The organism is Nocardioides sp. CFH 31398 (assembly GCF_022436705.1).
Classification (GTDB): Bacteria; Actinomycetota; Actinomycetes; order Propionibacteriales; family Nocardioidaceae; genus Nocardioides.
In genome coordinates, this window is sequence record NZ_JAKUHT010000003.1 from 382,486 (window position 1) to 404,478 (window position 21,993).

The 21,993-nt window shown below is 74.0% G+C and carries 22 protein-coding genes; 14 read left to right on the forward strand and 8 right to left on the reverse strand.

Features of this window, described 5'->3' with window-relative positions:
* Positions 1-161 precede the first annotated feature (161 nt).
* The 3 genes from MJ876_RS04195 (at position 162) to MJ876_RS04205 (ending at position 2,572) form a co-directional block, all read left to right on the forward strand.
* Positions 162-656, forward strand: coding sequence for an SRPBCC family protein (locus MJ876_RS04195; RefSeq protein WP_240234807.1), 495 nt, complete (start codon positions 162-164; stop codon positions 654-656).
* Positions 657-708: 52 nt separating this feature from the next.
* Positions 709-1,377, forward strand: a complete 669-nt coding sequence (locus MJ876_RS04200; RefSeq protein WP_240234808.1) for an AIM24 family protein — start codon at positions 709-711, stop codon at positions 1,375-1,377.
* A gap of 127 nt (positions 1,378-1,504) precedes the next feature.
* Positions 1,505-2,572, forward strand: coding sequence for a MerR family transcriptional regulator (locus MJ876_RS04205; RefSeq protein WP_240234809.1), 1,068 nt, complete (start codon positions 1,505-1,507; stop codon positions 2,570-2,572).
* A 15-nt stretch (positions 2,573-2,587) separates the two neighbouring features.
* Here MJ876_RS04205 and MJ876_RS04210 read toward each other — a convergent pair whose 3' ends face one another.
* The gene (locus MJ876_RS04210; protein ID WP_240234810.1) at positions 2,588-3,676 is read right to left on the reverse strand and encodes an inositol-3-phosphate synthase; all 1,089 of its coding nucleotides are present in this window, start codon (positions 3,674-3,676) and stop codon (positions 2,588-2,590) included.
* Between the two features lie 16 nt (positions 3,677-3,692).
* Entirely contained in the window at positions 3,693-4,334 is a 642-nt protein-coding gene (locus MJ876_RS04215; RefSeq protein WP_240234811.1) for a PadR family transcriptional regulator, read from the reverse strand.
* A 175-nt stretch (positions 4,335-4,509) separates the two neighbouring features.
* On the opposite strand from MJ876_RS04215, the gene MJ876_RS04220 reads away from it, so the two are divergent.
* The gene (locus MJ876_RS04220) at positions 4,510-6,867 is read left to right on the forward strand and encodes a transglycosylase domain-containing protein (RefSeq protein ID WP_240234812.1); all 2,358 of its coding nucleotides are present in this window, start codon (positions 4,510-4,512) and stop codon (positions 6,865-6,867) included.
* Positions 6,868-6,987: 120 nt separating this feature from the next.
* The gene (locus tag MJ876_RS04225; RefSeq protein WP_240234813.1) at positions 6,988-8,289 is read left to right on the forward strand and encodes a glycosyltransferase family 87 protein; all 1,302 of its coding nucleotides are present in this window, start codon (positions 6,988-6,990) and stop codon (positions 8,287-8,289) included.
* Here the strand turns inward: MJ876_RS04225 and MJ876_RS04230 are convergent.
* Positions 8,282-9,364, reverse strand: a complete 1,083-nt coding sequence (locus MJ876_RS04230) for an alanine racemase (protein WP_240234814.1) — start codon at positions 9,362-9,364, stop codon at positions 8,282-8,284. The genes MJ876_RS04225 and MJ876_RS04230 overlap by 8 nt on opposite strands.
* Before the next feature lie 16 nt (positions 9,365-9,380).
* Positions 9,381-10,553 (reverse strand): peptidoglycan bridge formation glycyltransferase FemA/FemB family protein, encoded by a 1,173-nt coding sequence (locus tag MJ876_RS04235; protein WP_240234815.1) that lies wholly within the window; start codon positions 10,551-10,553, stop codon positions 9,381-9,383.
* Positions 10,554-10,610: 57 nt separating this feature from the next.
* On the opposite strand from MJ876_RS04235, the gene MJ876_RS04240 reads away from it, so the two are divergent.
* Both MJ876_RS04240 and MJ876_RS04245 read left to right on the forward strand, forming a co-directional pair.
* The gene (locus tag MJ876_RS04240; RefSeq protein ID WP_240234816.1) at positions 10,611-11,291 is read left to right on the forward strand and encodes a hypothetical protein; all 681 of its coding nucleotides are present in this window, start codon (positions 10,611-10,613) and stop codon (positions 11,289-11,291) included.
* A 346-nt stretch (positions 11,292-11,637) separates the two neighbouring features.
* Positions 11,638-12,540 carry a LysR family transcriptional regulator gene (locus MJ876_RS04245; RefSeq protein WP_240234817.1) on the forward strand — a complete coding sequence of 301 codons (903 nt, stop codon included), beginning with the start codon at positions 11,638-11,640 and terminating at the stop codon, positions 12,538-12,540.
* A 3-nt stretch (positions 12,541-12,543) separates the two neighbouring features.
* Here MJ876_RS04245 and MJ876_RS04250 read toward each other — a convergent pair whose 3' ends face one another.
* Complete coding sequence (locus MJ876_RS04250) at positions 12,544-13,344, reverse strand: deoxyribonuclease IV (RefSeq protein WP_240234818.1); 801 nt, start codon at positions 13,342-13,344, stop codon at positions 12,544-12,546.
* Positions 13,345-13,354: 10 nt separating this feature from the next.
* Entirely contained in the window at positions 13,355-14,692 is a 1,338-nt protein-coding gene (locus MJ876_RS04255) for a threonine dehydratase (protein ID WP_240234819.1), read from the reverse strand.
* A 131-nt stretch (positions 14,693-14,823) separates the two neighbouring features.
* On the opposite strand from MJ876_RS04255, the gene MJ876_RS04260 reads away from it, so the two are divergent.
* The 3 genes from MJ876_RS04260 to MJ876_RS04270 are packed head-to-tail and all read left to right on the forward strand — an operon-like array spanning position 14,824 to position 18,184.
* On the forward strand, positions 14,824-16,176 hold the full coding sequence (locus MJ876_RS04260) for a hypothetical protein (protein WP_240234820.1): 1,353 nt from the start codon (positions 14,824-14,826) through the stop codon (positions 16,174-16,176).
* On the forward strand, positions 16,173-16,319 hold the full coding sequence (locus tag MJ876_RS04265; protein ID WP_240234821.1) for a hypothetical protein: 147 nt from the start codon (positions 16,173-16,175) through the stop codon (positions 16,317-16,319). Before MJ876_RS04260 ends, MJ876_RS04265 begins: the two co-directional genes overlap by 4 nt.
* Complete coding sequence (locus tag MJ876_RS04270) at positions 16,316-18,184, forward strand: hypothetical protein (RefSeq protein WP_240234822.1); 1,869 nt, start codon at positions 16,316-16,318, stop codon at positions 18,182-18,184. Before MJ876_RS04265 ends, MJ876_RS04270 begins: the two co-directional genes overlap by 4 nt.
* A gap of 50 nt (positions 18,185-18,234) precedes the next feature.
* On the opposite strand, the gene MJ876_RS04275 is transcribed toward MJ876_RS04270, so the two are convergent.
* Positions 18,235-19,257 carry a serine/threonine-protein kinase gene (locus tag MJ876_RS04275; protein ID WP_240234823.1) on the reverse strand — a complete coding sequence of 341 codons (1,023 nt, stop codon included), beginning with the start codon at positions 19,255-19,257 and terminating at the stop codon, positions 18,235-18,237.
* A 241-nt stretch (positions 19,258-19,498) separates the two neighbouring features.
* Here MJ876_RS04275 and rpsF point away from each other — a divergent pair, with 241 nt between their 5' ends.
* The 4 genes from rpsF (at position 19,499) to rplI (ending at position 21,356) form a co-directional block, all read left to right on the forward strand.
* The gene (rpsF, locus tag MJ876_RS04280) at positions 19,499-19,810 is read left to right on the forward strand and encodes a 30S ribosomal protein S6 (protein WP_240234824.1); all 312 of its coding nucleotides are present in this window, start codon (positions 19,499-19,501) and stop codon (positions 19,808-19,810) included.
* A 111-nt stretch (positions 19,811-19,921) separates the two neighbouring features.
* Positions 19,922-20,521: a single-stranded DNA-binding protein gene (locus MJ876_RS04285; protein ID WP_240234825.1), complete on the forward strand. Its 600-nt coding sequence runs from the start codon at positions 19,922-19,924 to the stop codon at positions 20,519-20,521.
* Between the two features lie 117 nt (positions 20,522-20,638).
* Positions 20,639-20,875, forward strand: coding sequence for a 30S ribosomal protein S18 (rpsR, locus tag MJ876_RS04290; protein WP_240234826.1), 237 nt, complete (start codon positions 20,639-20,641; stop codon positions 20,873-20,875).
* A 34-nt stretch (positions 20,876-20,909) separates the two neighbouring features.
* On the forward strand, positions 20,910-21,356 hold the full coding sequence (gene rplI / locus MJ876_RS04295) for a 50S ribosomal protein L9 (RefSeq protein ID WP_240234827.1): 447 nt from the start codon (positions 20,910-20,912) through the stop codon (positions 21,354-21,356).
* 100 nt (positions 21,357-21,456) lie between these two features.
* Here the strand turns inward: rplI and MJ876_RS04300 are convergent, their stop codons facing one another.
* Positions 21,457-21,984 (reverse strand): hypothetical protein, encoded by a 528-nt coding sequence (locus tag MJ876_RS04300; RefSeq protein ID WP_240234828.1) that lies wholly within the window; start codon positions 21,982-21,984, stop codon positions 21,457-21,459.
* Between the last annotated feature and the right edge of the window lie 9 nt (positions 21,985-21,993).

Genomic DNA, 21,993 nt, shown 5'->3' on the forward strand with positions numbered 1-21,993 from the left:
CGCCGCACCCGCTGCCACCGGCGTCCGGCCATCCGGCCCACTGGCGCGGGGTTCTGGTGCTCCGGACCCCCGCCAGGGGCGTGTGATCAAGCCGTAACTCCGCGTTACATGGGCCACAGGCGGCTGCGCGCGGCGGTTACCCACCGGTAACGTAGGCCGGTATGAGCGCGACGAGCAACGAGGCCCAGACCCCCGGCGACACCGAGCTGGAGGTGTCGACCGAGATCGCGGCCAGCCCGGCGCAGGTGTGGAAGCTGGTCTCCGACCTGCCGCGCATCGCGGAGTGGAGCCCGCAGGTGGTGCGCACGCTGGCGCGTCGTCCGCTGCGGGTCGGCAGCCGCATGGTCAACCTCAACCACCGCGGGCCGCTCGTGTGGCCGACCACCGCGAAGGTCGTCGAGCTCGACCCGCACCGTCGGGTGGCGTTCCGCGTGACCGAGAACTGGACCGTCTGGTCCTTCACGCTCGAGCCGGTCACGGTGGACGCCGCCGAGGGGACCCGGGTCGTGCACCGCCGCGAGACCCCGAAGGGCATCAGCCCGTTGTCGAACGTCCTCGTCGACAAGGTCCTCGGCGGGCGTCCGCACTTCACCGAGGAGCTGCGTGAGGGCATGGGTCAGACCCTGCAGCGGCTGAAGGCGGCCGCGGAGGCCTGAGTCCTGGGCGGTTCCCCCCGCGCGCCCGCCCGAGAGGGCATCATGCAGCCCCATGAGAAGCGATCTGTTCGCACAGCAGAACCTCGAGGTGCAGAGCCAGGAGCGGTGGGCCCTGCAGAACCCGCAGATGCTCCGCGTCGGTCTGGGCCCGGACGTCCTCGCCACCAAGGGCACGATGGTGGCCTACCAGGGCCAGGTGCAGTTCCACCACGAGAAGTCCGGCAGCCTGGGCAAGCTCGCCAAGAAGGTCCTGACCAGCGAGAACGTCAGTCTCATGCGCGTGTCCGGGCAGGGCGAGGTGTTCTTCGCCGACGAGGCCGGCTACGTGCACCTGCTGCACCTCGAGGGTGAGGGCGTCAGCATCAACAGCCGCAACATCCTCGCCTTCGACGAGTCGCTGAGCTGGGACATCAACCGCACCAAGGGCGCGGGCATCGCGACCGGCGGGCTGTTCAACACCACGATCGGCGGCACCGGCACGGTGGCGATCAACGTGGTCGGCAACCCGGTGGTGCTGGACTGCTCGCAGCAGCCGACGTTCGTCGACCCCCAGGCCGCGGTGTGCTGGTCGGCCAACCTGACCCCGGGCATCCACAACTCGATGAACGTGGGTTCCGTGCTGCGCGGCGGCTCCGGCGAGGCGATCCAGTACTCGTTCCACGGCCCGGGGTTCGTCGTCGTCCAGGCGTTCGAGTGGAAGCCCCCGCCGCCCAGCTCGTGAAGAGGGGGCCCCGGGCGCGGCCTGGGCGCCCTGGCCGACCTCGTCCCCGGCTCTTGAGCCTGCCCCTGGGGCAGGGTCCAGCGTGGTCCTCACCGGCGGACCCACCACCGGGACGAGGAGGACGGACGTGCTGCTCAGCATCGGCGACGTCGCCCGCGCGAGCGGGCTCAGCCCCAAGGCGCTGCGGCTGTACGACGACACGGGGCTGCTGGTGCCCGCGGAGGTGGACCCGGCCTCGGGCTACCGCCGTTACCACCCCTCCCAGCTGGGCCGCGCCCGCCTGGTGGCGCGCCTGCGCCTGGCCGGGATGCCGCTCGCGCGGATCCGGGTCGTCGCGGACGCCGACCTCGCGGGGGCCGCGGCCGAGCTGACGTCGTACGCCCGCCAGGTCGACGCGGACGCCCGCTCCGCGCGGGCACTGCTGGCCGACCTCCTCGCGGAGCTCACGGAGCACACCGCTCCGGACGAGGAGGACCACCCGATGAGCACGACCACCACCCCCGCCGCCCGCGCCGCGACCGCCGGGGGGCAGGGCGGACGCGCGACCCAGCAGGACGCCGTCCACCTCGGGACGCACCTGTACGCCGTCGCCGACGGCCTCGGCAGCGCCCAGGGGCTGTCGGCGGACCTGCTGGCCGGGCTGGCCGACGACCTCGGGCGGCACGAGGCTCCCGGCGTCGACGGTCTCGACGCCGCGGTCACCCGGGCCGCCGCCGCGGTCGCCGTGACCTACGCCGACCACCCCGACGCGGGCTGCACGCTCACCGCCCTGCTGCTGCGCGGGGACCGTGCGCTGGTGGCCCACCTCGGCGACAGCCGCCTGTACCGGGTCCGTGACGGGCGCGTCGAGCGGCTCACCCGCGACCACACCGTCACCCAGACCCTCGTCGACGAGGGCCGGCTCACCGCCGAGGAGGCCGCCACGGACGAGCGGAGGGTCCACCTGAACCGCGCCGTCGCCGTGGCCGCCAGGGGCGACTCGCCCGACCTCGGCTCGTACGACGTCCGCGGCGGCGACCGCTTCGTGCTCACCACCGACGGCGTCCACGGCCGCCTGGCGCCCGAGGTGCTGGCCTCCCACATGACGACCGCCGCCGACCCGGAGCGGGTGGCGGCGGCGGTCGCTGCTGCGGTGGAGGAGATCGGCGCCGACGACAACCACGTGGTGGTCGTGGTCGACGTCGCGGCGCCGTAGCGCTCGTTCCTCGCGCTACTGCTCCTCGCCCCTGATGAACGCCTCGATGCCCGCGCGGCCCTCGTCGTCGGGGCGCTGGACCGGCGGCGACTTCATCAGGTAGGTCGACGCCGGGTGCACCGGGCCGCCGAGGCCGCGGTCCTTGGCGATCTTCGCGGCGCGCAGGGCGTCGATGATGATGCCGGCGGAGTTCGGGGAGTCCCAGACCTCGAGCTTGTACTCGAGGTTCAGGGGGGCGTCGCCGAACGCGCGGCCCTCGAGGCGGACGTAGGCCCACTTGCGGTCGTCGAGCCACTGGACGTAGTCCGAGGGGCCGATGTGCACGTTCTTGTCGTGCACCTTGCCGGCCAGCGAGCCGGTCACGTTGGAGGTGACGGCCTGGGTCTTCGAGACCTTCTTCGACTCGAGGCGGTCGCGCTCGAGCATGTTCTTGAAGTCCATGTTGCCGCCGACGTTGAGCTGGTAGGTGCGGTCCAGCGCGACGCCGCGGTCCTCGAACAGCTTGGCCATGACGCGGTGCGTGATGGTCGCGCCGACCTGCGACTTGATGTCGTCGCCGACGATCGGGACGCCCGCGGCCTCGAACTTCGCGGCCCACTCGGGGTCGGAGGCGATGAAGACCGGCAGCGCGTTGACGAAGGCGACGCCCGCGTCGATGGCGCACTGCGCGTAGAACTTGGCGGCGTCCTCGGAGCCGACCGGGAGGTAGCAGACGAGGACGTCGGCCTGCGTCTCGCGGAGCACCGCGGTGACGTCGACCGGCTCGGCGGCGGACTCCTCGATGGTCTCGCGGTAGTACTTGCCGAGGCCGTCCATCGTCGGGCCGCGCTGCACCTCGACGCCGAGCGTCGGGACGTCGGCGATCTTGATGGTGTTGTTCTCAGAGGCGTTGATGGCCTCGGAGAGGTCCTTGCCGACCTTCTTGTCGTCGACGTCGAACGCGGCGACGAACTCGACGTCGCCGACGTGGTACTCGCCGAACCGGACGTGCATCAGCCCGGGAACGGTCCCGGACTCGTCGGCGTCCGCGTAGTAGTGGACTCCCTGGACCAGGGAGGTCGCACAGTTGCCCACCCCCACGATGGCCACTCGTACCGCACCCATAGCTGTCTCTCTTCCCTCAGGCCCCGGCGGGGCTCGTCGTGTCGGCGTCACCGTTGGCGCCGGTCGTCGTGCGTGACCCGGTCGCCCGGGTGGTCTCGTCTCGGTCCTGCTCGAGGGGTGTGCCGTTGCGCTCGGCCGCGATGAGGTCGGAGAGCCAGCGCACCTCGCGCTCGACGGACTCCTGCTCGTGGCGCTGCAGCTCCGCGGCGTACCGGTCGACCTTCCTCTGCGTGCGCTCCAGCTGCGACTGGACCCGCTCGAGGCGCTCCTGCAGCCGCGTACGACGGCCCTCGAGCACGCGCAGGCGGCTCTCGAGGTCGGTGCGCGAGAAGAAGGAGAAGCGGACGCCGAAGCTCTCGTCCTCCCAGGCCGTCGGGCCCACCTCGGCCATGGCCCGCTCGAACTGCTCGCGGCCGGCGTCGGTGAGGCGGTAGACGATGCGCTGGCGTCGCGTCGCCGGGGGCGGCGTCACGACCTCCTCCTCGATGAGGTCCGCGCGCAGCATGCGCTTCAGCGTGGGGTACAGGGAGCCGTACGACAGGACGCGGCCCCACCCCAGCATCAGGTTGAGCCGCTTGCGCAGCTCGTAGCCGTGCATGGGCGACTCGCCGAGCAGCCCGAGGACCGCCAGCTCCGTCGTCTCCGCACGTCGTGACATCGCGACCTATCGTAGCGATATATCCCACGTCACATGACGCGTCTCCGGTACGGCTGTGCTCCGACGAGGACGCACGCCACCGGCCCCGCCCTGGTTACCCTGGTTGACCGGCCCGCCCCCGGGGGGGCGCGGTCCGTTGTGCCGTCATGGAGTCGAGGAAGCCGGAGACCACCGAGTGAGCGGGAAGCGCAAGGCCCCCGCCGCGGGCAGCAAGGCCCGCGGGAGGACCGCGACGAAGAAACGCGGTCTGCTCGCCCGCCTGGCCATCTGGACGGCGGGTCTCACCGCCCTCGCGGTGGTGGCCGGCGCGGTCGCGTTCGTCGTGCTTTACACCACGACCGACGTGCCTGACCCGAACGCCGACTTCCAGACGGAGACGAGCTTCGTCTACTACCGCAACGGCGAGAGCGAGCTCGGCGAGTTCGCCACCCAGAACCGTGACTCGATCGACCTGGCCGACATGCCGGACGACCTCAAGGACGCCGTCGTCGCGGCGGAGAACCGCACCTTCTGGACCGACAACGGCATCGACCCCCGCGGGATCCTGCGGGCCGCGTTCTCCAACGCCCAGGGCAACGCGACGCAGGGCGCGTCGACGATCACCCAGCAGTACGTGAAGATCCTCTACCTGTCCCAGGAGCAGACCCTCAGCCGCAAGGCCAAGGAGGCGCTGCTGTCGCTGAAGATCCAGCGCCAGCAGAGCAAGGAGGAGATCCTCGAGGGCTACCTCAACACCATCTACTTCGGTCGCGGCGCGTACGGCGTCGAGGCCGCGTCGCAGGCGTGGTTCGGGATCCCCGCGAAGGACCTCAACCTGCGCCAGTCCGCCTTCCTCGCGAGCGTGCTCAACAACCCCGGCAACCTCGACCCGACCACGGGTCGCGCGAACAGGGCGGACCTGCGCGAGCGCTACCGCTACACCCTCGACGGCATGGTCGAGATGGGCACCGCGTCGGAGGCCGAGGCCACCGAGGCGTCCCGCTCGCTGCCGGACGTGCCCGAGCAGGAGGCCGAGAGCCAGTACGGCGGGCAGCGCGGCCACATGCTCGAGCTGGTGCGTGGCGAGCTGAACGACCTCGGGTTCGGCGACTCCGAGATCGACGGCGGCGGCCTGCGGATCACCACCACCTTCGACCAGCAGGTCATGGACGCCGCCGCCGAGGGCGTGGCGGCACAGCGCCCCGAGGGGTTCAGCGACGAGGACCTCCACGTCGCGGTCGCGAGCGTCGAGCCGGGCACCGGAGCGCTGCGCGGCATGTACGGCGGCCAGGACTACCTCGACTCGCAGATCAACTGGGCGCGCTCCGGCGGCCAGGCCGGGTCGACGATGAAGGCGTTCGCGGTCGCCGAGGGCATCGACCAGGGCTTCTCGCTCACCGACGTCTTCGAGGGGAACTCGCCCTACGAGCTCCCCGACGGCAGCGGTGAGGTCGAGAACCAGGGCGACACCGACTACGGCGAGGCCATCACCCTGGAGAACGCGACCGAGAACTCGGTCAACACCGCCTTCATCGACCTGACCCTGGGCATGAACGACGGCCCGCAGTCGATCATCGACCGCGCCAACGCGATGGGCCTGCCCCCGGCGCAGGCGGCGTCCCGCCCCCGCGACCGCTACGGCATCCCCGTTGAGAGCCCCGGCCTCGAGCCGGTCACGGGCGTCGCGCTGGGCAACGCGACCGTCAGCCCGATCAACATGGCCAACGGCTACGCCACGATCGCGGCCGAGGGGCAGACCGCCGAGGTCCACGTGGTCGAGCGGGTCGAGGACGCCGACGGCAACGAGCTCTACCAGCGGGAGAACACCACCACGGAGGGGCTGCCCGGCGACGTCGCCGCGGACACCAGCTACGCGCTCCAGCAGGTCGTGGCCTCGGGCTCCGGCACCGCGGCCCTGTCGCTCGGCCGGCCGGCGGCGGGCAAGACCGGCACCGCGACGAACGGCGACGGCGAGGTCTCGTCGTCCTGGTTCGTCGGCTACACCCCGCAGCTGTCGACGGCCGTGATGTACGTGCGCGGCCAGGGCAACGAGCAGCTCGAGGGGTGGCTGCCGGAGTACTTCGGCGGCTCCTACCCCGCCCGCACCTGGACCGACGTCATGGGCCGCGCCCTCGAGGGCACCGACGTCCTCGAGTTCCCCGACCCCGTCTTCCTCGACGGCGACGCCCCGGACTCCTCCGCCGAGGTCCCGACCGAGGAGCCGACCACGGAGGCCCCGGCGCCCGAGCCCCAGCCGCAACCGCAGCCGCAGCCGGAGCCGCGCCCCCAGCCGTCCGACCCGCCGAGCATCGCCCCGCCCTCGCCGGAGGAGCCGGAGCCGAGCGACCCGCCGGACAACTCCGACCCGCCCGCGCCGACCGAGCCCCCGGACGTCGAGCCCGAGCCGCCAGGCGGTGGCGGCGGTGGCGGCGGTGGCGGCGGCGGCGGCGGTGGCGGCGGTGGCGGCGGCACCGGCGGTGGCGGTGGCGGCGGCGGCGGTGGCGGGACCGGCATCTCCCCCGGCGGCCCCGGTCGCCAGCCCGGTGACGGGTAGCCGGCGCTGAGGCCGGACCGCGTCCACCCCACCCACGACGACCGCGTCGTCGCCGGACTCTCGGAGTCCGTCGGCGGGCCGCTCGGTCCCCGCGCCGGGGCGGGCGGCTGGTGGACGCCGATGCGCGTCGTCCTGCTCCTCGTCGCCGTGTGCTTCGCGCTCGGCATGGTGCAGAAGGCGCCGTGCTTCGCGGACTCCTGGAACGACGGCCAGGCCCGCTACACCGCGATGTGCTACTCCGACCTGCCGTACCTCTACACGGGTCGCGGGTTCGCCGAGCAGGCGTGGCCCTACGACGGCGACGAGGCCGTCCGGGAGCGGTACGAGGTCATGGAGTACCCCGTGGCCACCTCCTACCTGGTGTACGGCGTGTCCGTGCTGACCCACCTGGTGGCGGGGCCCGACGACCCCGCCGCCCGGGCCGACCGGCCGGTGGACGACCTCGCGCCGCCCGCCGTCCTCGACCGCGAGGTGCGGGCGTTCGTCGTCGTCAACGCCCTGGTGCTGGCCCTGCTCACCCTCGGCGCGGCGGCGTTCCTGGTCGGGGTGAACCCCCGCCGGCCGTGGGACGCCGCGGCGTTCGCGGTCTCGCCGGCGCTGGCGCTGACGGGACTGGTCAACTGGGACCTGCTCGCCGTCGTGCTCGTCGCGGGCGCGCTGTGGGCGTTCGCCCGCGACCGGCCGGTCCTGACCGGGATCCTCGTCGGCGCCGGGGTCGCGGCGAAGCTGTACCCGCTGTTCCTCCTCGGCGCGGTCCTCGTGATCTGCGTGAGGCGGCGGGCGTGGTCCGACCTCGCCGGCTGCTTCCTCGCTGCCCTGCTGACCTGGGTGGTGCTGAACCTCCCGGCGGCCCTGTCGTCGCGGGAGGCGTGGGGGGTCTTCTGGTCGTTCAACGCCGACCGCGGACCCGACCTCGGGTCGCTGTGGCTGGTCTGGGACCAGGCCACCGGCGCGACGACCTCACCCGAGACGGTGAACCGGGTGTCGCTGGTGCTGTTCGCGCTGTGGTGCGTCGGGGTGCTGCTCGTCGGTCTCCGCGCGCCGTCCGAGCCGCGGATGGCGCAGCTGGCGTTCCTCGTCGTCGCCGGCTTCCTGCTGGTCAACAAGGTCTACTCGCCGCAGTACGTCCTGTGGCTGCTGCCGCTCGCCGTCCTCGCGCGGCCACGCTGGCGCGACCTGCTGGTGTGGCAGGCGGGGGAGGTCCTCTACTTCGCCTGCGTGTGGTGGTACCTCGCGGGGATCCTCGAGGCCGGCAGCGGCGACGAGAGCCCGTTCTACTGGGTCGCGATCCTCGTGCGCGTCGGCTGCCAGCTGTGGCTGGTCGCGGTCGTCACGCGGGACGTCCTGCGCCCGGAGCACGACCCGGTGGACCGGCCCGACCGCGGTCCGCTCGTGCCCCGACCGGCGGCGCGAGTCACGTGATGGTCACGTCGTCGAAGGTCGTCGTCGTGTAGCGCACGCGGACGGAGACCTGCTCGCCGACGGCGGGCACCCGGGAGCCCGCGGGGAGGAACAGCATCGAGGCCTGCATGTGCGGCGGCTCGGCGAACAACCGCTGCTTGCCGTCGATGGAGAACGGCGAGCGGGTGAGGCCCGTGGCGTCGAGACCGCCGCGGGCGATGGTCGCCGCCCGCGACTTCAGGGTCAGCTCGCCGGGCGGGGCCTCGAGGCCGATGCCGTGGGCGGTGCCGCCCGAGACGACGAGCAGGGTGCCGGAGCGCGGCACCGAGCGTCCGCGGTAGCCGAACAGGTCGCCCCGCTCGACCGGGTGTGCGTCGAGCACGGTGGCCTGCACACCCAGCGCGGCCCGGTCGCCGAGCCACAGCGCGGTGCCGGTGCGGGGGCGGATGCGGAAGTCGGCGTACGCCGCGCGCAGCTGCGTCAGCTCCTCGGGGGTGAGGTGGCTGACCCACACCGTGCGCCGCGCGGGGTCGTTGTCGGTGCCGCCGAAGCCGGCGGCGACGACGTCCGTCATCAGGCGGTGGAACTGCGAGACGTGCGAGCCCTGCGCGAGCGGGAGGTGGAAGGCGGCACCCTCGAGGCGCGCGCGAGGGTGGTCGCGCAGCACGGCGGCGGCCTCGCGCAGCCCGGCGGCGTCCAGGCCGTGGCGCAGCATGCTCGTCATCCGCTCCAGCACGAACCGAGCCTGCGGGTCGTGGCCGAGCAGCGCGTGGAGGTCCTCCACCCGGGAGACGGTGTGCACCAGGCGGGGGTCGGGCGTGCGGTCGGCGACCGCGGCGAGCGAGTGGCCGAACGGGCGCCACGGCGTGAGCACGAGCATGGAGCCGCCGAAGCGCTTCTCGACCTCGCCGATCTCGGCGTACGTGCCGACCGCGACGGTGTCGGCGCCCAGCCAGTCGGCCTTGCGGGCGAGCCGGCCCACGCCGAAGCCGTAGCCGTTGCCCTTGATGACCGGCACCAGGCCGGGGTTCGCCGCGGCGTGCGCGCGCAGGTGGGTGCGCCAGCGCTCGCCGTCCACCACGAGGGACAGGCTCATCGGTTCCACCTCCCGCTCATCGGCGCCGACCCATGTAGGTCTCGAACGCCTTGTAGAGCACGCGGTTCACGGGCAGGTCCCACTCGCCGGCGTACTCGACCGCCTCACCGCCGGTTCCCGCCTTGAACTGGATCAGCCCCACGTGGGTGTCGTCGGCGTCGAGGGTCTCCGTGATGCCGCGCAGGTCGTACACGTCGGCGCCCGCGTCGATCGCGTCGCGGACCATCGCCCACTGGACGGCGTTGGATCCGCGGACGTCGCGCTTCTCGGTGGAGGAGGCGCCGTAGGAGTACCAGGCGTGGGCGCCGACGCGGATGGCGATCGTCGAGGCCACCAGGTCGCCGTCGTGGCGGGCGGTCCACAGGGCGATGCGGTCGGGGTCCTCCGCGGAGAGGGCGTCGACCATGCGGGTGAAGTACGACGCGGGACGCGGCGTGAACCCGTCGCGCTCGGCGGTGTGCACGTAGAGCGCGTGGAACTCGGCGAGCTGGGGGGCGACGTCGGCGGCGGTGGCGCGGGTGACGACGACACCGGCCTTGTCGGCCTTCTTGATGTTGCGGCGCCAGAGCTGGTTCATGCCCTTCAGCACCTCGTCCTCGGTGCGCGGCGTGCCGTCGGGGTGACGCAGCGGGACCTGGAAGACGAAGCGCGGCTGGCCGGCGGCGAAGCCCTCCTCGAGCCCCTGCGGGCGCCAGCCGAGCTCGTGCAGCTGCGACACGACCCGGGCGCCCGTGCTCTCGCGGGCGGTGGGGGCGAGCTCGCCGAGGCGGTGGACGTCGGGGTCGGCGACACCGGCCTTCACGGCGGCGGCGTCCCAGCGGCGGACGACGACGGGCGGGCCGATCCGGATGCCGAACGCCCCCTGGCGCTTGAGGTGGGCGACCATCGGGTCGAGCCAGGCCCCCAGCGACAGGCCCGGGGACTCCTCGGCGTCGTCGGTCCAGTCGAGGACGGGGCCCTCGGGCAGATAGGCGAGCGACCGCTTGAGCCGCGGCAGGTCGCGATAGAGGACGAGGCCGGCGCCGACGGGCGCGCCGTCGCGCTCCCACAGGAGCGACTCGTGGCGCCACTCGTTCTTCACCGCCGCCCAGGCGGGGGTCTGCAGGAAGCTCGCCGAGCGTCGCGAGCCGAGGTGGGCGAGGTGCTCGGCGGGCGTCGCCGTCCGCACGGTCAGGTCGCTGCTGCTCACCGGCGCCACGGTAGCGGCCCGGGATTGCCGCCCGGCGCGGCTGGGCAGGATGCGGGCGTGGGCAGGACGCGACGACACGGGCCGCCGTGGACGATGCACGCCCTGCTGCTGGGCATGGCCGCCCTCCTCGGCGGTGTCGGGTGGGCCCTGCCCGGACGCTTCCTCGGGCCGGCGTCGCTGCTCGCGGGTCTCGCCTCGCTGCTCGCCTGGGTCGCCTGGGCCCACGGCCGGGCCCGGCTCCGGCACGGCGCACGGGACGTCCCGCGCGACGTCGGGCACGTCCGGGCGTCCCGGCTCACCTCCGGGCTGCTCCTGGCCGCCCTGGTCACCGCCTGCGCGGCGGACGTCCTCGGCGTGCTCGCCGTGCTCCTCGAGCCCGAGGTGGTGGCGCAGACCTCGTCGGCGCGGGGCGGCGCGCTGCTGCCGATCGTCCTGGGGGCGGTGATGGTGCTCGTCCTGCTGGTCCGCGCCGTGTCGGGGCGCCTGCGACCCTTCGAGCTCCGCCTCGAGGAGACCGGTCTGCGCTACCGCGGGTGGCGTCAGGACCGGTTCGTGGCGTGGGACCGGATCCGTGAGGTGGCCGCCGACCGGCAGCGGTACGACCTGGTGGTGCAGCCGAAGGGCACGAAGGAGGAGGCGGTGCGGGTCCCGCTGGTCGTGTTCGACGCCAGCCCGGAGTCGCTGGTCGCGGCCATCGAGGGGCGACGCTCGGCGGACCGGCTGAGGCGCCCGGGCTGAGCGGCACCCCGGTGCCGGCGCCGGTCGAGCAGACGGCCCAGCCCCAGCAGGGTCGCGACGCCGATCAGCATCCAGGCGAGGTTCACCGCGGTGCCGGGCCACGACCGCGACGACGCGGCGCTCAGCGCGAGCAGCCCGGCGCCGGCGGCGTTCAAGCCCTGGAAGGTCCGTGAGCCCGGGGTGATGCGGAGGGTGGACACCAGCCAGTAGGCGACGACGGTGCCGGCGGCGCCCACCCACCCGGCGGCCGCGGCGGCGGTGCTCACGTGCTCCATGCCTCGAGCCTGCGGGTCCGACGGGTACATCTCAAGCGAGTCTTCGCGACCTCTGGGTTTAGCATTTCTGGATGCATCTCGACCCCCGGCGCCTCGCCCTCCTGCTCGCCGTGCACCGGGCAGGGGGCGTGCTGGCCGCCGCGCAGGCGCTGCACCTCACGCCGTCCGCGGTGTCGCAGCAGATGGCGCGGCTCGAGGCGGAGGTCGGGCGCCCGCTGCTCGACCGCCGGCCGGCCGGGGCGAGGCTCACCGACGCCGGGCGGGTGCTCGCGGACGCCGCCGCCCGCATCGAGATCGAGCTCACCGAGACCCGCCGCTCGCTGGCGGCGCTGAGCGACGACGTCCACGGCACGGTGACGGTCGGGGCGCTGGCCTCGGTGGTCCGGTCCGTCCTCGTCCCCCTCGTGCCCCGGCTCGCGGAGGAGCACCCCGACCTGGAGCTCCGGGTCGTCCAGGCGGAGGGCACCGAGGCGGACCGCCAGCTGCGGCGGGGCGAGATCGACCTCCTCGTCCTGGAGGCGGACAGCCCGTCGGGTCGCAGCCGGCCCCAGGGCACCCGCGACGTGGCGGTGCTCGACGAGCCGTGGCTGGTGACGCTGCCGGCGTCGCTGCCCACGCCGTCGACGCTGGCGGAGGTCGCGCACCTCCCCTGGCTGGGGGTCGACCCCACCGCGGCGGCGTACGCCGCGACCGAGCGCGTGCTGGAGACCTTCGAGGAGCGACCGCCGGTGGGCCACCGCTACAGCAGCTACGACTCGGCGACGTCCATGGTGGCCGGTGGTCTCGGCGTCGCGCTCCTGCCGGCCCTGGCCGTGCGCTCGCTGCCCGCGGACCTGGTCCAGGTCGTGGCGGTGCCGGGCACCGGGAGCCGGCACCTCGTCGCGCGCCACCGGTCGTCGCGGGCGGGCAGCAGCCGGGAGGTCGGCACCGTCCTCGACGCGCTGGTGCGGGCGTGCCGCGAGGCGACCGCCTAGCCCTCAGGCCCCGCGGTCGCGGAGCCAGGCGAAGTCGGCCCGGTGCTCGTCGGCCCCGCCGGGGGTCTCGCAGATGACGGGGGCGCCGGCGTCCCTGACCACCTGGGCGAGCAGGTCGGGGTCGATCCGGCCGGACCCGAAGTTGGTGTGGCGGTCGGCGCCGGAGTCGAAGTCGTCGCGGCTGTCGTTGGCGTGGACCAGGTCGATGCGGCCGGTGATCGCGAGGACGTCGTCGACCACCGTCTCCAGCGCGTTGCCGCCGGCGTGGGCGTGGCACGTGTCGAGGCAGAAGCCCACCATGTCGGCCTGCTCGGTCGACGAGATGGCCTCCCAGACGCCCGCGATCGCGGACAGGTAGCGGGTCATCGCGTTGTCGCCGCCGGCGGTGTTCTCGATCAGCAGCGGCAGGGTCAGGTCGGTGGCCTCCACCGCCTTGCGCCAGTTGTCGTAGCCCACGGCCGGGTCGTCGTCCTTCGCGAGGTGCCCGCCGTGCACGACGAGCCCCTTCGCGCCGATCGCGGTCGCGGCGTCGACGTGCTTCTGCAGGGTCTTGCGCGAGGGGATCCGCAGGCGGTTGTTCCGCGTCGCGACGTTGATGATGTACGGCGCGTGGACGTACAGGTCGACGCCCGCCGCCTCGGCGTCCGCCCTGAGCTGCTCGGCACCGCCGGCGCGCTCGACGGCCGGCGAGGCCTTGAAGTCCTGCGGGTCGGCGAGGAAGAACTGCACGGCCGTCGTGCCCCGGGCCTGCGCCTCGGCCACCGGGTCGGCGCTGGACACGTGGGCCCCGATCACGAGCGTCATGGCGCCGAGTCTAGGAACGTGCGCCGACGTCGAGGCCGGCACCGGGCCCGAGGCCCGCGGCGGCGGCGAGGACCTCCAGGTCGCAGTTCCCGCCGGTGTGGACGACGGCGACGCGGGTGTGCGCCGGGTCGCGCCGGTCGTCGGCGAGCAGGCCCGCCAGCGCCAGCGACCCGGCCGGCTCGGCCAGGTTGTGGGTGGCGCGGTACATGAGGGTCATCGCGGCCTGCGCCTGCTCCTCGGAGACCCGCACGATCCGCGCGGCCCCGGCGTTGACGAGGCGGACGGCCTCCGGGTCGGGCACGCGGCAGGCGACGCCGTCGACCAGGGTGTCGGCGGCGGCCGAGGCGACCGGCTCGCCGGCCTCGAACGACAGCGCGTACGCCGGGGCGCGCTCGGCGACCACACCGACGACCTCGCAGTCCAGTCCCAGCAGGTCGCGGACGGCGAGGTTCGCGCAGATGCCGGAGCCCAGCCCGACCGGCACGTAGACCACGTCGAGCCCGGGGACGGCGGCGTGCAGCTCGGCGGCGTAGGTCGCGACGCCGGTGACCAGGTCGGGCGCGAAGGACGGGACGAACAGCAGGCCGTCGCGCTCGGCGAGCTCCGCGGCGTGCTCGCGGGCGGCCTGGAAGTCGTGGCCGGCGACGACCAACCGGGCGCCGTAGCCGGCCATCGCCTCGTTCTTGTCCGGGCTGTTGCCCTCGGGGACGACGACGGTCACGGGCAGGCCGCCCGCGGCACCGGCGTACGCGACGGACTGGCCGTGGTTGCCCCGGGTCGCGGTGATCAGCCCCGCGGGTCGGTGGCCCGACGCGAGCAGCCGGTCGACGAAGAGGAGCCCGCCGCGGACCTTGAACGCCCCGGTGGGGCAGTGGTTCTCGTGCTTGACCCACGTCTCGACCCCGGTCGCCGCCTCCAGCAGCGGCCACCGGCGGGCGGGCGTCGGCGCGACGTGGCGCCGCACGACGCGGGCGGCCTCGCGCAGCTGGTCGTCGGTCAGGGCGAACGGGTCGGACGTGACGGGCTCGGGCCCGGCGGGGGCCGGGGCGGTCGCGACGCGGATCTGCTCCAGCGCGAGGGGGACGTCGTCCGCGGAGGCCCGGCCCTCGCGCAGGTGCCTGCACAGGTCGCGCAGCATCTGCAGGCGCAGCGTCGCGACCGGGTTGCCGATCCGGCTCCGCCGTCCGGCCCGCACGTCCGCGAACATCGGCGCGGAGACGCCGATGACGCCGGCGACGCCGCGGTCGTCGAGCCCGAGCAGGGCCCTCATCTCCGCGGCGAGGGCGTCGACGGGGGCGCCGTACAGGGACGTCTGGGTCGCCCGGTGCTCCTCGGGGCTCGTGCTCACCCCGGCGACGCTAGCGCTCGTCCGCATCGCCGGTCTCCGTGTGACGGATGTGGTTTCATGCGAGCCCGCACGGGGGATGACCCCGTCCGACCGCTCCCGCCCGACACCCGACCGCCCCCGACGGAGGCCCCGTGCGACCCGCGACCCGACCCGTCCGTGCCGCAGTCCTCGCTCTCGGTGCCGCCCTCCTGGCCGGACCGCTGACCGTGGGCCCCGCCCTGGCGAGCGAGGAGCCGAGCGAGGCGCCCAGCGACGGGAGCGGGGACAGCAGCGTCCTCGAGCGCCCGTACGGCGACGAGATCGAGCCGGGCACGTCGTACTCCGACACGACCGAGGTCGGGCCGGGGACGTACACGCTGAACGTCCCCGCCACGGGCGAGGACCACTACTTCGAGATCCCCCGGACGGACCCCGACGACGTCATCTGGTTCGGGACGACGCTGCAGACCCAGGAGCCGCTGAGCCTGTACTCCTCGTTCACGGTCGAGAGCTCGGCCGAGGGCGACACCACGGTGCCGTGCAACAACTCCTACACCGGGACCGGCCAGTACACCTTCCTCACCACCCTGTTCAGCGCCAACCGGACCGGCGAGTGCCGCAACGCCGAGAGCATCGTGCTGCGGATCGCGAACGACAACGAGGTCGAGCCGGACGAGGTCGTCCCCACCGACTCGTGGTACCAGCTGGTGGTCTGGACCGAGCCGCCGGTGGACGACACCAGCACGCTCCCCGACCCCAACGAGAACAGCCCCTGGGTGCCGATGGGCGAGCCGGACGGCGAGCCCCAGCCCCTCGAGGGCGCCCGGACCTTCGCCGAGGCCGAGGAGCTGCCCGACGGCTACTACTCGACCACGATCCGCCGGGGCACCCCGCAGGTCTTCGCCGTCCCGCTGACCTTCGGCCAGCACGCGCAGGTCCTCGTCGAGAACGACGGGGTGCACGACGGGTTCGACTTCATCGACCCCCTGTGGGTCTCCCCGATGGGCGGGCTGCTGCGGACGGTGGAGCCCTCCGGAGGCCCTCAGGCCGGTCTCGACCCCAGTGAGCGGGGCTCGCAGGCGGGGTGGGCCACCCCGATCGTCACCTACGCCAACCGCCGGCGGGCCGGGGGCGTGGGTGCCAGCGAGTCCGGCACCGCCTTCGGGTCGGTGCAGGCCGCTCCCGCCGCCTTCGCCGGCACCTACTACCTGGTGCTCGAGCTCGAGGCCGCTGACGGCCTGCCCGAGGAGCTCCCGCTGCTGCTGGACGTCCGCACCGTCACCGACTACGAGGGCTCCCCGCCCGACTACGCCGCGGAGCCCGCCGTCCAGCAGTCGCTGGACGGGTCGGGCTACGAGGCCACGCAGTCCGAGCGGCGGGAGGCGCAGGAGGCGGAGGCGGAACCGGCGCCGTGGCTGCTGGTCGGCGGCCTCTTCGCCGGCGCCGCCCTGCTGGCCGCCGTCGGCGGCGTCGCCGTCGGCCGCGTCGTGCGGAGCCGGTCGTGAGCGCCGGCGTGGTGCCGGGCGTGCTCGCTGCCGTGGTCGGCTCGTGGGGCGTGATCGTCGCGCTGATCGGGCTCGCCGCCGTCCTGACCGTCATCGGCCTGGTCTCGATGGCCAGGTCCCGTCGGACCGGAGGTCCCCGATGAGCAGCGCCCGCACCCGCCTCCGGCTCACGGCCGCCGGTCTGCTCCTGGCGCTGCCGGCGCTGGGCGGCCCGGCCGTCGCCGCACCGGTGGACGCCTCGGAGCAGCAGGCGGGGGAGCAGTCGGAGGAGCCCTCGGAGGACGCGTCGGAGGACGCGTCGGAGCCCCCGCAGGAGCTGCCCGGCCTGGAGCCCGTCGACGGCGGGGAGGACGGCGAGTCGGCGGCGGACATCACGGCCGGCCGGTACCTCGACACGCTGCCCGAGGGCCCGCGCAACCCGGAGTCGTCGGACGAGGTCGTCTTCAACGTCTACGACTTCGAGCGTCAGATCCCGGGGTCGATCATCCGCTGGGGCATCACCCTGCAGGGCGAGGGCGTCACCGCGAGCTCCTACGTCCGGGCGCTCATGGTGCGGCCGACGGGTGACGACACCCAGCAGTGCGGGGCACCGCTCACCGCGCGCAGCCTGGCCCCGCGGAGCATGCCGGTCGCCTCCTTCGGCGGGACGTCGTACCCGGGCTTCCCGCAGTGCGCCGACGCCGACTTCCTGCGGCTCGCGATCTTCGCCCCCGGCAAGAAGGCCCCGCCGCCGGGGACGCCGTACGAGCTGAGCATCTGGGAGGTGCCCCCGCCGTCCAACCTGGCCGACATGACGCTCCCGTCGGGGACCGTCGGCGACCAGCGCATCGAGCCGGTGCCGGCCGAGGACGTCACGGTCGCCCTCGAGCCCGGGCCGACCAAGCAGGAGGCGACGCCGCTGCCGGAGGAGGACGGCGCCGTCCACGTGGACCTGCCCCTCGGGGAGGTGTCCTGGTTCGCCGCCGACGTGCCGGTGAACGGCATCCTGGGGGCCGACGTGGCCCTCACCGACGCCGACCGGGTCAACCAGGGCGCCACGCTCGAGACGTCGATCGTCGCCCCCGAGGGCGGGTTCGTCGGCGAGACGATCTCGGTGGTCGGGTCCTTCGACCCGACCTTCGCCCGCAACACCGTGGTCGGGCTCGGCGACGCGCACGTGCAGGCGCAGACCTACACCGTCGGCCCGGCGGCGTACGACGACCTGGAGCCGATCAACTACGGAGGGGGCGGTGTCGTCGCCTCCCAGCCGCTGATCGGGGAGGGCGGCCTCTACTACGTCGCCGTCTACGTCCAGGACCTCACCGGCGGTGAGGGACCCGAGACCCTCCCCGCGACGCTGACGTTCTCGCGACCTCGGACGGAGTCCGGTGGTGACCTGTTCGGCGTCGTCCCCGAGTACGACCAGGACTACCCCGAGCCGCTCGCCGGTCCGGTGAGCGACGTCGAGCCGACGGAGTACGACGGCGCCGCGGCGGCCCAGGAGCTCCAGCAGCAGGCCGCCGAGCAGGAGGAGAGCACCGACGAGCCCGTCGAGGACGAGAGCGTCCCGGGGTGGGTCTACGTGCTCGGGGTGCTGGTCGTGCTCGCGATCGCGGCGGGCGCGTTCCTGCTGGCCCGCCGCGGGCGGTCGTCGTCCGGACGACGCTCCGCCGGGCCGCCGCAGGGACCGCCGCCCGGGCCCTGGAGCCAGCAGGGCCCGCCGCAGGGCCCGCCGCCGGGTCAGTGGGGTCCGCAGCAGGGTCCGCCGCCGGGTCCGCCGCCGGGCCAGTGGGGCCAGCAGGGCCCGCCGCAGGGTCCGCCCCCCGGTCAGTGGGGTCCGCCGCAGGGCCCGCCGCAGGGCCCGCCGCAGGGTCGGCCGGGCCCGTCGGGTCCGCCCACGCCGCCCACCCAGATCCGTCCCGGCCCGCACCCGGGCCAGTCGGGGGAGTGGCGAGGGCGCCCCGGGCAGCCGCAGCGCCCGCCCCAGGAGCAGCCGTGGTCACCACCCGAGGACGGCGCCGGGCGGTGACGTCCGGGCCCGGCCCGAGGTGAGACCCCGGGCCCGGGCCGACGTGGGGCTCAGCCCAACGTCAGGAAGAGCGCGACGCCGGCCAGCACGATGGCCAGCACGAAGCACACGATGGCCACGGTGAGCGCGGACGACGAGCCGCCGGCGGCGACCGCGGTCGAGCCGGGTGCGCCCGCCGCGCCGGCCACGGGCGTGACGCCGGGCCGGGGGCCGGTGCCGGGCCCGGCCTGCGCCGCCCATGCGGGGACCTGGGCGTCGCCGAGCTGGTCGAAGACCTCGGGGGGCTCGGGGGACTGCTGCCATGGCGCACCGGGCGGGACGCCGACCCGGCGCAGGTAGTCGAGCGCCGCCGCCGCGGACGGGGGCCGGTTGGCCGGGTCGGGGTCGACCATCGCCCGCAGCAGCGGGGCGAGGACACCGTCCGGCACGCCGTCCTGCTGGCGCGGCTCGAGGCCGGTGAGCATGTAGGTGCCGACCACGCCCGCGGCGTACAGGTCCTGCGCGGGGTCCGGCGGGGCGCCCTGGGCCTGCTCGGGCGACATGTAGCCGTCGGTGCCGATGGCGCCGGGGAAGCGGGTCAGGCGCACGTCCTCGACGAGCGCGGCGATGCCGAAGTCCGAGAGCCGGACGTGGGGCCGGCCGGTGCCGGTCGCCTCCAGGAGCAGGTTGGCGGGCTTGACGTCGCGGTGGACGACGCCCGCGGAGTGCACCGCGACCAGCGCCTGGAGCAGCTGGTCCATGACCACGACGGCGTACGGCTCTGGCAGCGGGCCGTGGTCGCCCACGAGGGTCTGCACGGAGCCGCCGCGCACGAGGTCCATCGTGAAGACGACGAGGTTGTCCTCGGCGGCCCAGCCGCTCGGCGCGACCACGTGCGGGTGGCGGATGCGCACCGACTGCTCGCGCACGAACCGCAGGAGCATGCCGCCGTCGTGCTGGCCGAGGACCTTCGCGGCGAGGAACGTCTCGGTGCGCAGGTCCCAGGCGCGCCAGACCGAGCCCATGCCGCCGGCGCCGATCTGGTCGATCAGCACGTAGCGGCCGGCGAGGGGGTGGTTGGCGGGCAGACTCATGGCAGCCGTCACCCTACCCAGGCCGGGTGCCCGCTGAACCTCGTGACGCCGTCGGGGCGCGGGGCGCGATTTCACCCCCCGGACGGCGCCGGGCTACGGTGTCCTGTCGTCGTCGTGACGGGTCCCGCCGAGCGGACCCCGAGCCCGACGGCCCGTCGCGGGCCCGGCCCGCCGGCGGACGCAACGCCCTCCTGCCACGGAGACACCGTGGCCGCCGAGTCCACAGGAGGTGGGGATCCGCGTGCGTGCCTACGAAGTCATGATCATCCTCGACCCGTCCCTCGACGAGCGCACCATCGCTCCGTCGCTGGACCGCTACCTGACGCTCGTCCGCAACGACGGCGGCACCGTGGAGCAGGTCGACGTCTGGGGACGTCGTCGCCTCGCCTACGAGATCGACAAGCACAGCGAGGGCATCTACGCCGTGCTGACGCTGACCACGACCCCGGCCACCGTCGCCGAGCTCGACCGTCAGCTGACGCTCAACGAGTCGATCCTGCGCACCAAGGTCGTCCGTCCCGTCGTCACCACTCCCGCCCCGGCGGCGTCCTGACCCACGCCGTACGGCGCCGTGGAGCCGGCCTTGTGGACAACGGGGTTCCGGCTGTCGGTGCCAGGCGTGAGCATGGGACACCCACCCGAGGGACCTGAGAGGACCTGACACATGGCAGGCGAGACCGTCATCACCGTCGTCGGCAACCTGGTCGACGACCCCGAGCTGCGTTTCACCCCGTCCGGCGCCGCGGTCGCGAACTTCCGCATCGCCTCGACGCCGCGCACCTTCGACCGCCAGAGCAACGAGTGGAAGGACGGCGAGGCGCTGTTCCTGTCCTGCTCGATCTGGCGGCAGGCGGCGGAGAACGTCGCCGAGTCCCTCGTGAAGGGCATGCGCGTCGTCGTCCAGGGCCGGCTCAAGCAGCGCTCGTACGACACCCAGCAGGGTGAGCGCCGCACCGTGTTCGAGCTCGAGGTCGACGAGGTCGGCCCCTCGCTGCGCTACGCGACCGCCAAGGTCACCCGCACCCAGCGCTCCGGCGGTGGCGGCGGCTACGGCGGCGGTCAGCAGGGCGGCGGTCAGGGCGGCGGCCAGCAGCAGGGCGGCTGGGGCGGTCAGGGCGGCGGTCAGCAGGGCGGTCAGTCCTCCGCGCCGGTCGACGACCCCTGGGCCACGCCGGCCCCGCAGGGCGGCGGCTCCCGTCCGGCCTCCAACGACCCGTGGGGAGCCCCCGGGGTCGGTGGCGGCAACGACGACCCGCCGTTCTGAGCCCGGGCCCGGCGACCCGGGCCACCCGCACCACTCAATCCATCCAGTCCATTCCGACCCCGTCACGGCACCACGTGCCGTGCGACGAGGGCCGGGCTCGCACGAAGGAGCACCACAATGGCGAAGGCAATCGTCCGGAAGCCCAAGAAGAAGGTCTGCCAGTTCTGCAAGGAGAAGGCGGACGGTGTCGACTACAAGGACACCACCCTGCTGCGGAAGTTCATCTCCGACCGCGGCAAGATCCGTGCCCGCCGGGTGACCGGCAACTGCGTCCAGCACCAGCGCGACGTGGCCATCGCGGTGAAGAACGCCCGCGAGGTCGCTCTGCTGCCCTACACCGCCACCGGTCGCTGAGCCCGGACGCACGAGCACAAGGAGCGCTAGGACAATGAAGCTCATCCTGACCCAGGAGGTCTCCGGCCTCGGGAGCCCCGGCGACGTCGTCGAGGTGAAGGACGGCTACGGCCGCAACTACCTGATCCCCCGCGACCTGGGCGTCCGCTGGACCCGCGGTGGCGAGAAGACGGTCGAGACCATCAAGGCCGCCCGCGCGAGCCGCGCGGTCCGCGACCAGGACCACGCCGAGGAGGTCCGCACCAAGCTCGAGGCCGAGACCGTCCCGGTCAAGGTCCGCGCCGCCGACGGCGGTCGCCTCTTCGGCGCCGTGTCCGTCACCGAGATCGCCGACGCGGTCAAGGCCGCCACCGGCGAGTCGGTCGACAAGCGGACCATCGCCATCGAGCAGCCGATCCGCACGTTGGGCGCCCACACCGTGGGTGTCCGCCTGCACGACGACGTCGTGGCGACGCTCGACCTGAACGTCATCCCCTCCTGATTCGGAGGAACGACGGAGCAGGAACGGGGATGAGATCGAGCGAGCGACACGCCTGAGGAACGAAGGCGTGTGAGCGGGTCGAGATCTCGCTGAGACGGGATCAGACCCGGCTCAGGACCCAGTCCCGCTTCGCGTAGGCGAACAGCAGGACGATCACCAGCACGATCGCGAAGCCGGCGGCGATGTAGGTCGCCCCGGCCAGCGCGGCAGTGTCACCCTGGCCCCCGCCGAACACCACGGCGGGGGCCAGTGCCGTCACCACCACCGCGCCCAGCGCCGTCGTCAGCCAGTTCCGGGCGCGGACGTCGCCCGCGACGCGGGCCTCGCCCCGCAGCGTCCACAGCAGCACGGCGGTGAACGCCGCCTGCGGCAGGTTGACCCCCCACGTCAGGGCGGGGTCCCCGCCGACCAGGGGCTCGCGCACCGAGGGGAACCAGAGTGCCGTCGCCACGACCAGCGCGATCCCGCCCAGGGTGAGCAGCAAGCCGCGGCCCCCGCCCAGCCGGGTGACGCCGAGCAGGACGAGGACCCAGCCCAGTGGGTCGGCCAGCACGTCGTAGCCGCCACCGACGGGCGCCGACAGGGCCACGACCAGCAGCCCCATCGCGATGCTCTGCAGCGGCAGCACGCCGCGAGC

Excerpts from the sequence above, each read along its gene's own strand:
- MJ876_RS04250 (WP_240234818.1), bottom strand. The coding sequence starts at position 13,344 with ATGACGCTCGTGATCGGGGCCCACGTGTCCAGCGCCGACCCGGTGGCC.
- MJ876_RS04230 (WP_240234814.1), bottom strand. The coding sequence starts at position 9,364 with ATGAGCCTGTCCCTCGTGGTGGACGGCGAGCGCTGGCGCACCCACCTG.
- MJ876_RS04200 (WP_240234808.1), top strand. The coding sequence starts at position 709 with ATGAGAAGCGATCTGTTCGCACAGCAGAACCTCGAGGTGCAGAGCCAG.
- MJ876_RS04245 (WP_240234817.1), top strand. The coding sequence starts at position 11,638 with ATGCATCTCGACCCCCGGCGCCTCGCCCTCCTGCTCGCCGTGCACCGG.
- MJ876_RS04270 (WP_240234822.1), top strand. The coding sequence starts at position 16,316 with ATGAGCAGCGCCCGCACCCGCCTCCGGCTCACGGCCGCCGGTCTGCTC.
- MJ876_RS04285 (WP_240234825.1), top strand. The coding sequence starts at position 19,922 with ATGGCAGGCGAGACCGTCATCACCGTCGTCGGCAACCTGGTCGACGAC.
- MJ876_RS04275 (WP_240234823.1), bottom strand. The coding sequence starts at position 19,257 with ATGAGTCTGCCCGCCAACCACCCCCTCGCCGGCCGCTACGTGCTGATC.
- MJ876_RS04210 (WP_240234810.1), bottom strand. The coding sequence starts at position 3,676 with ATGGGTGCGGTACGAGTGGCCATCGTGGGGGTGGGCAACTGTGCGACC.
- MJ876_RS04215 (WP_240234811.1), bottom strand. The coding sequence starts at position 4,334 with ATGTCACGACGTGCGGAGACGACGGAGCTGGCGGTCCTCGGGCTGCTC.
- MJ876_RS04195 (WP_240234807.1), top strand. The coding sequence starts at position 162 with ATGAGCGCGACGAGCAACGAGGCCCAGACCCCCGGCGACACCGAGCTG.
- rpsR (WP_240234826.1), top strand. The coding sequence starts at position 20,639 with ATGGCGAAGGCAATCGTCCGGAAGCCCAAGAAGAAGGTCTGCCAGTTC.
- rplI (WP_240234827.1), top strand. The coding sequence starts at position 20,910 with ATGAAGCTCATCCTGACCCAGGAGGTCTCCGGCCTCGGGAGCCCCGGC.
- MJ876_RS04225 (WP_240234813.1), top strand. The coding sequence starts at position 6,988 with ATGCGCGTCGTCCTGCTCCTCGTCGCCGTGTGCTTCGCGCTCGGCATG.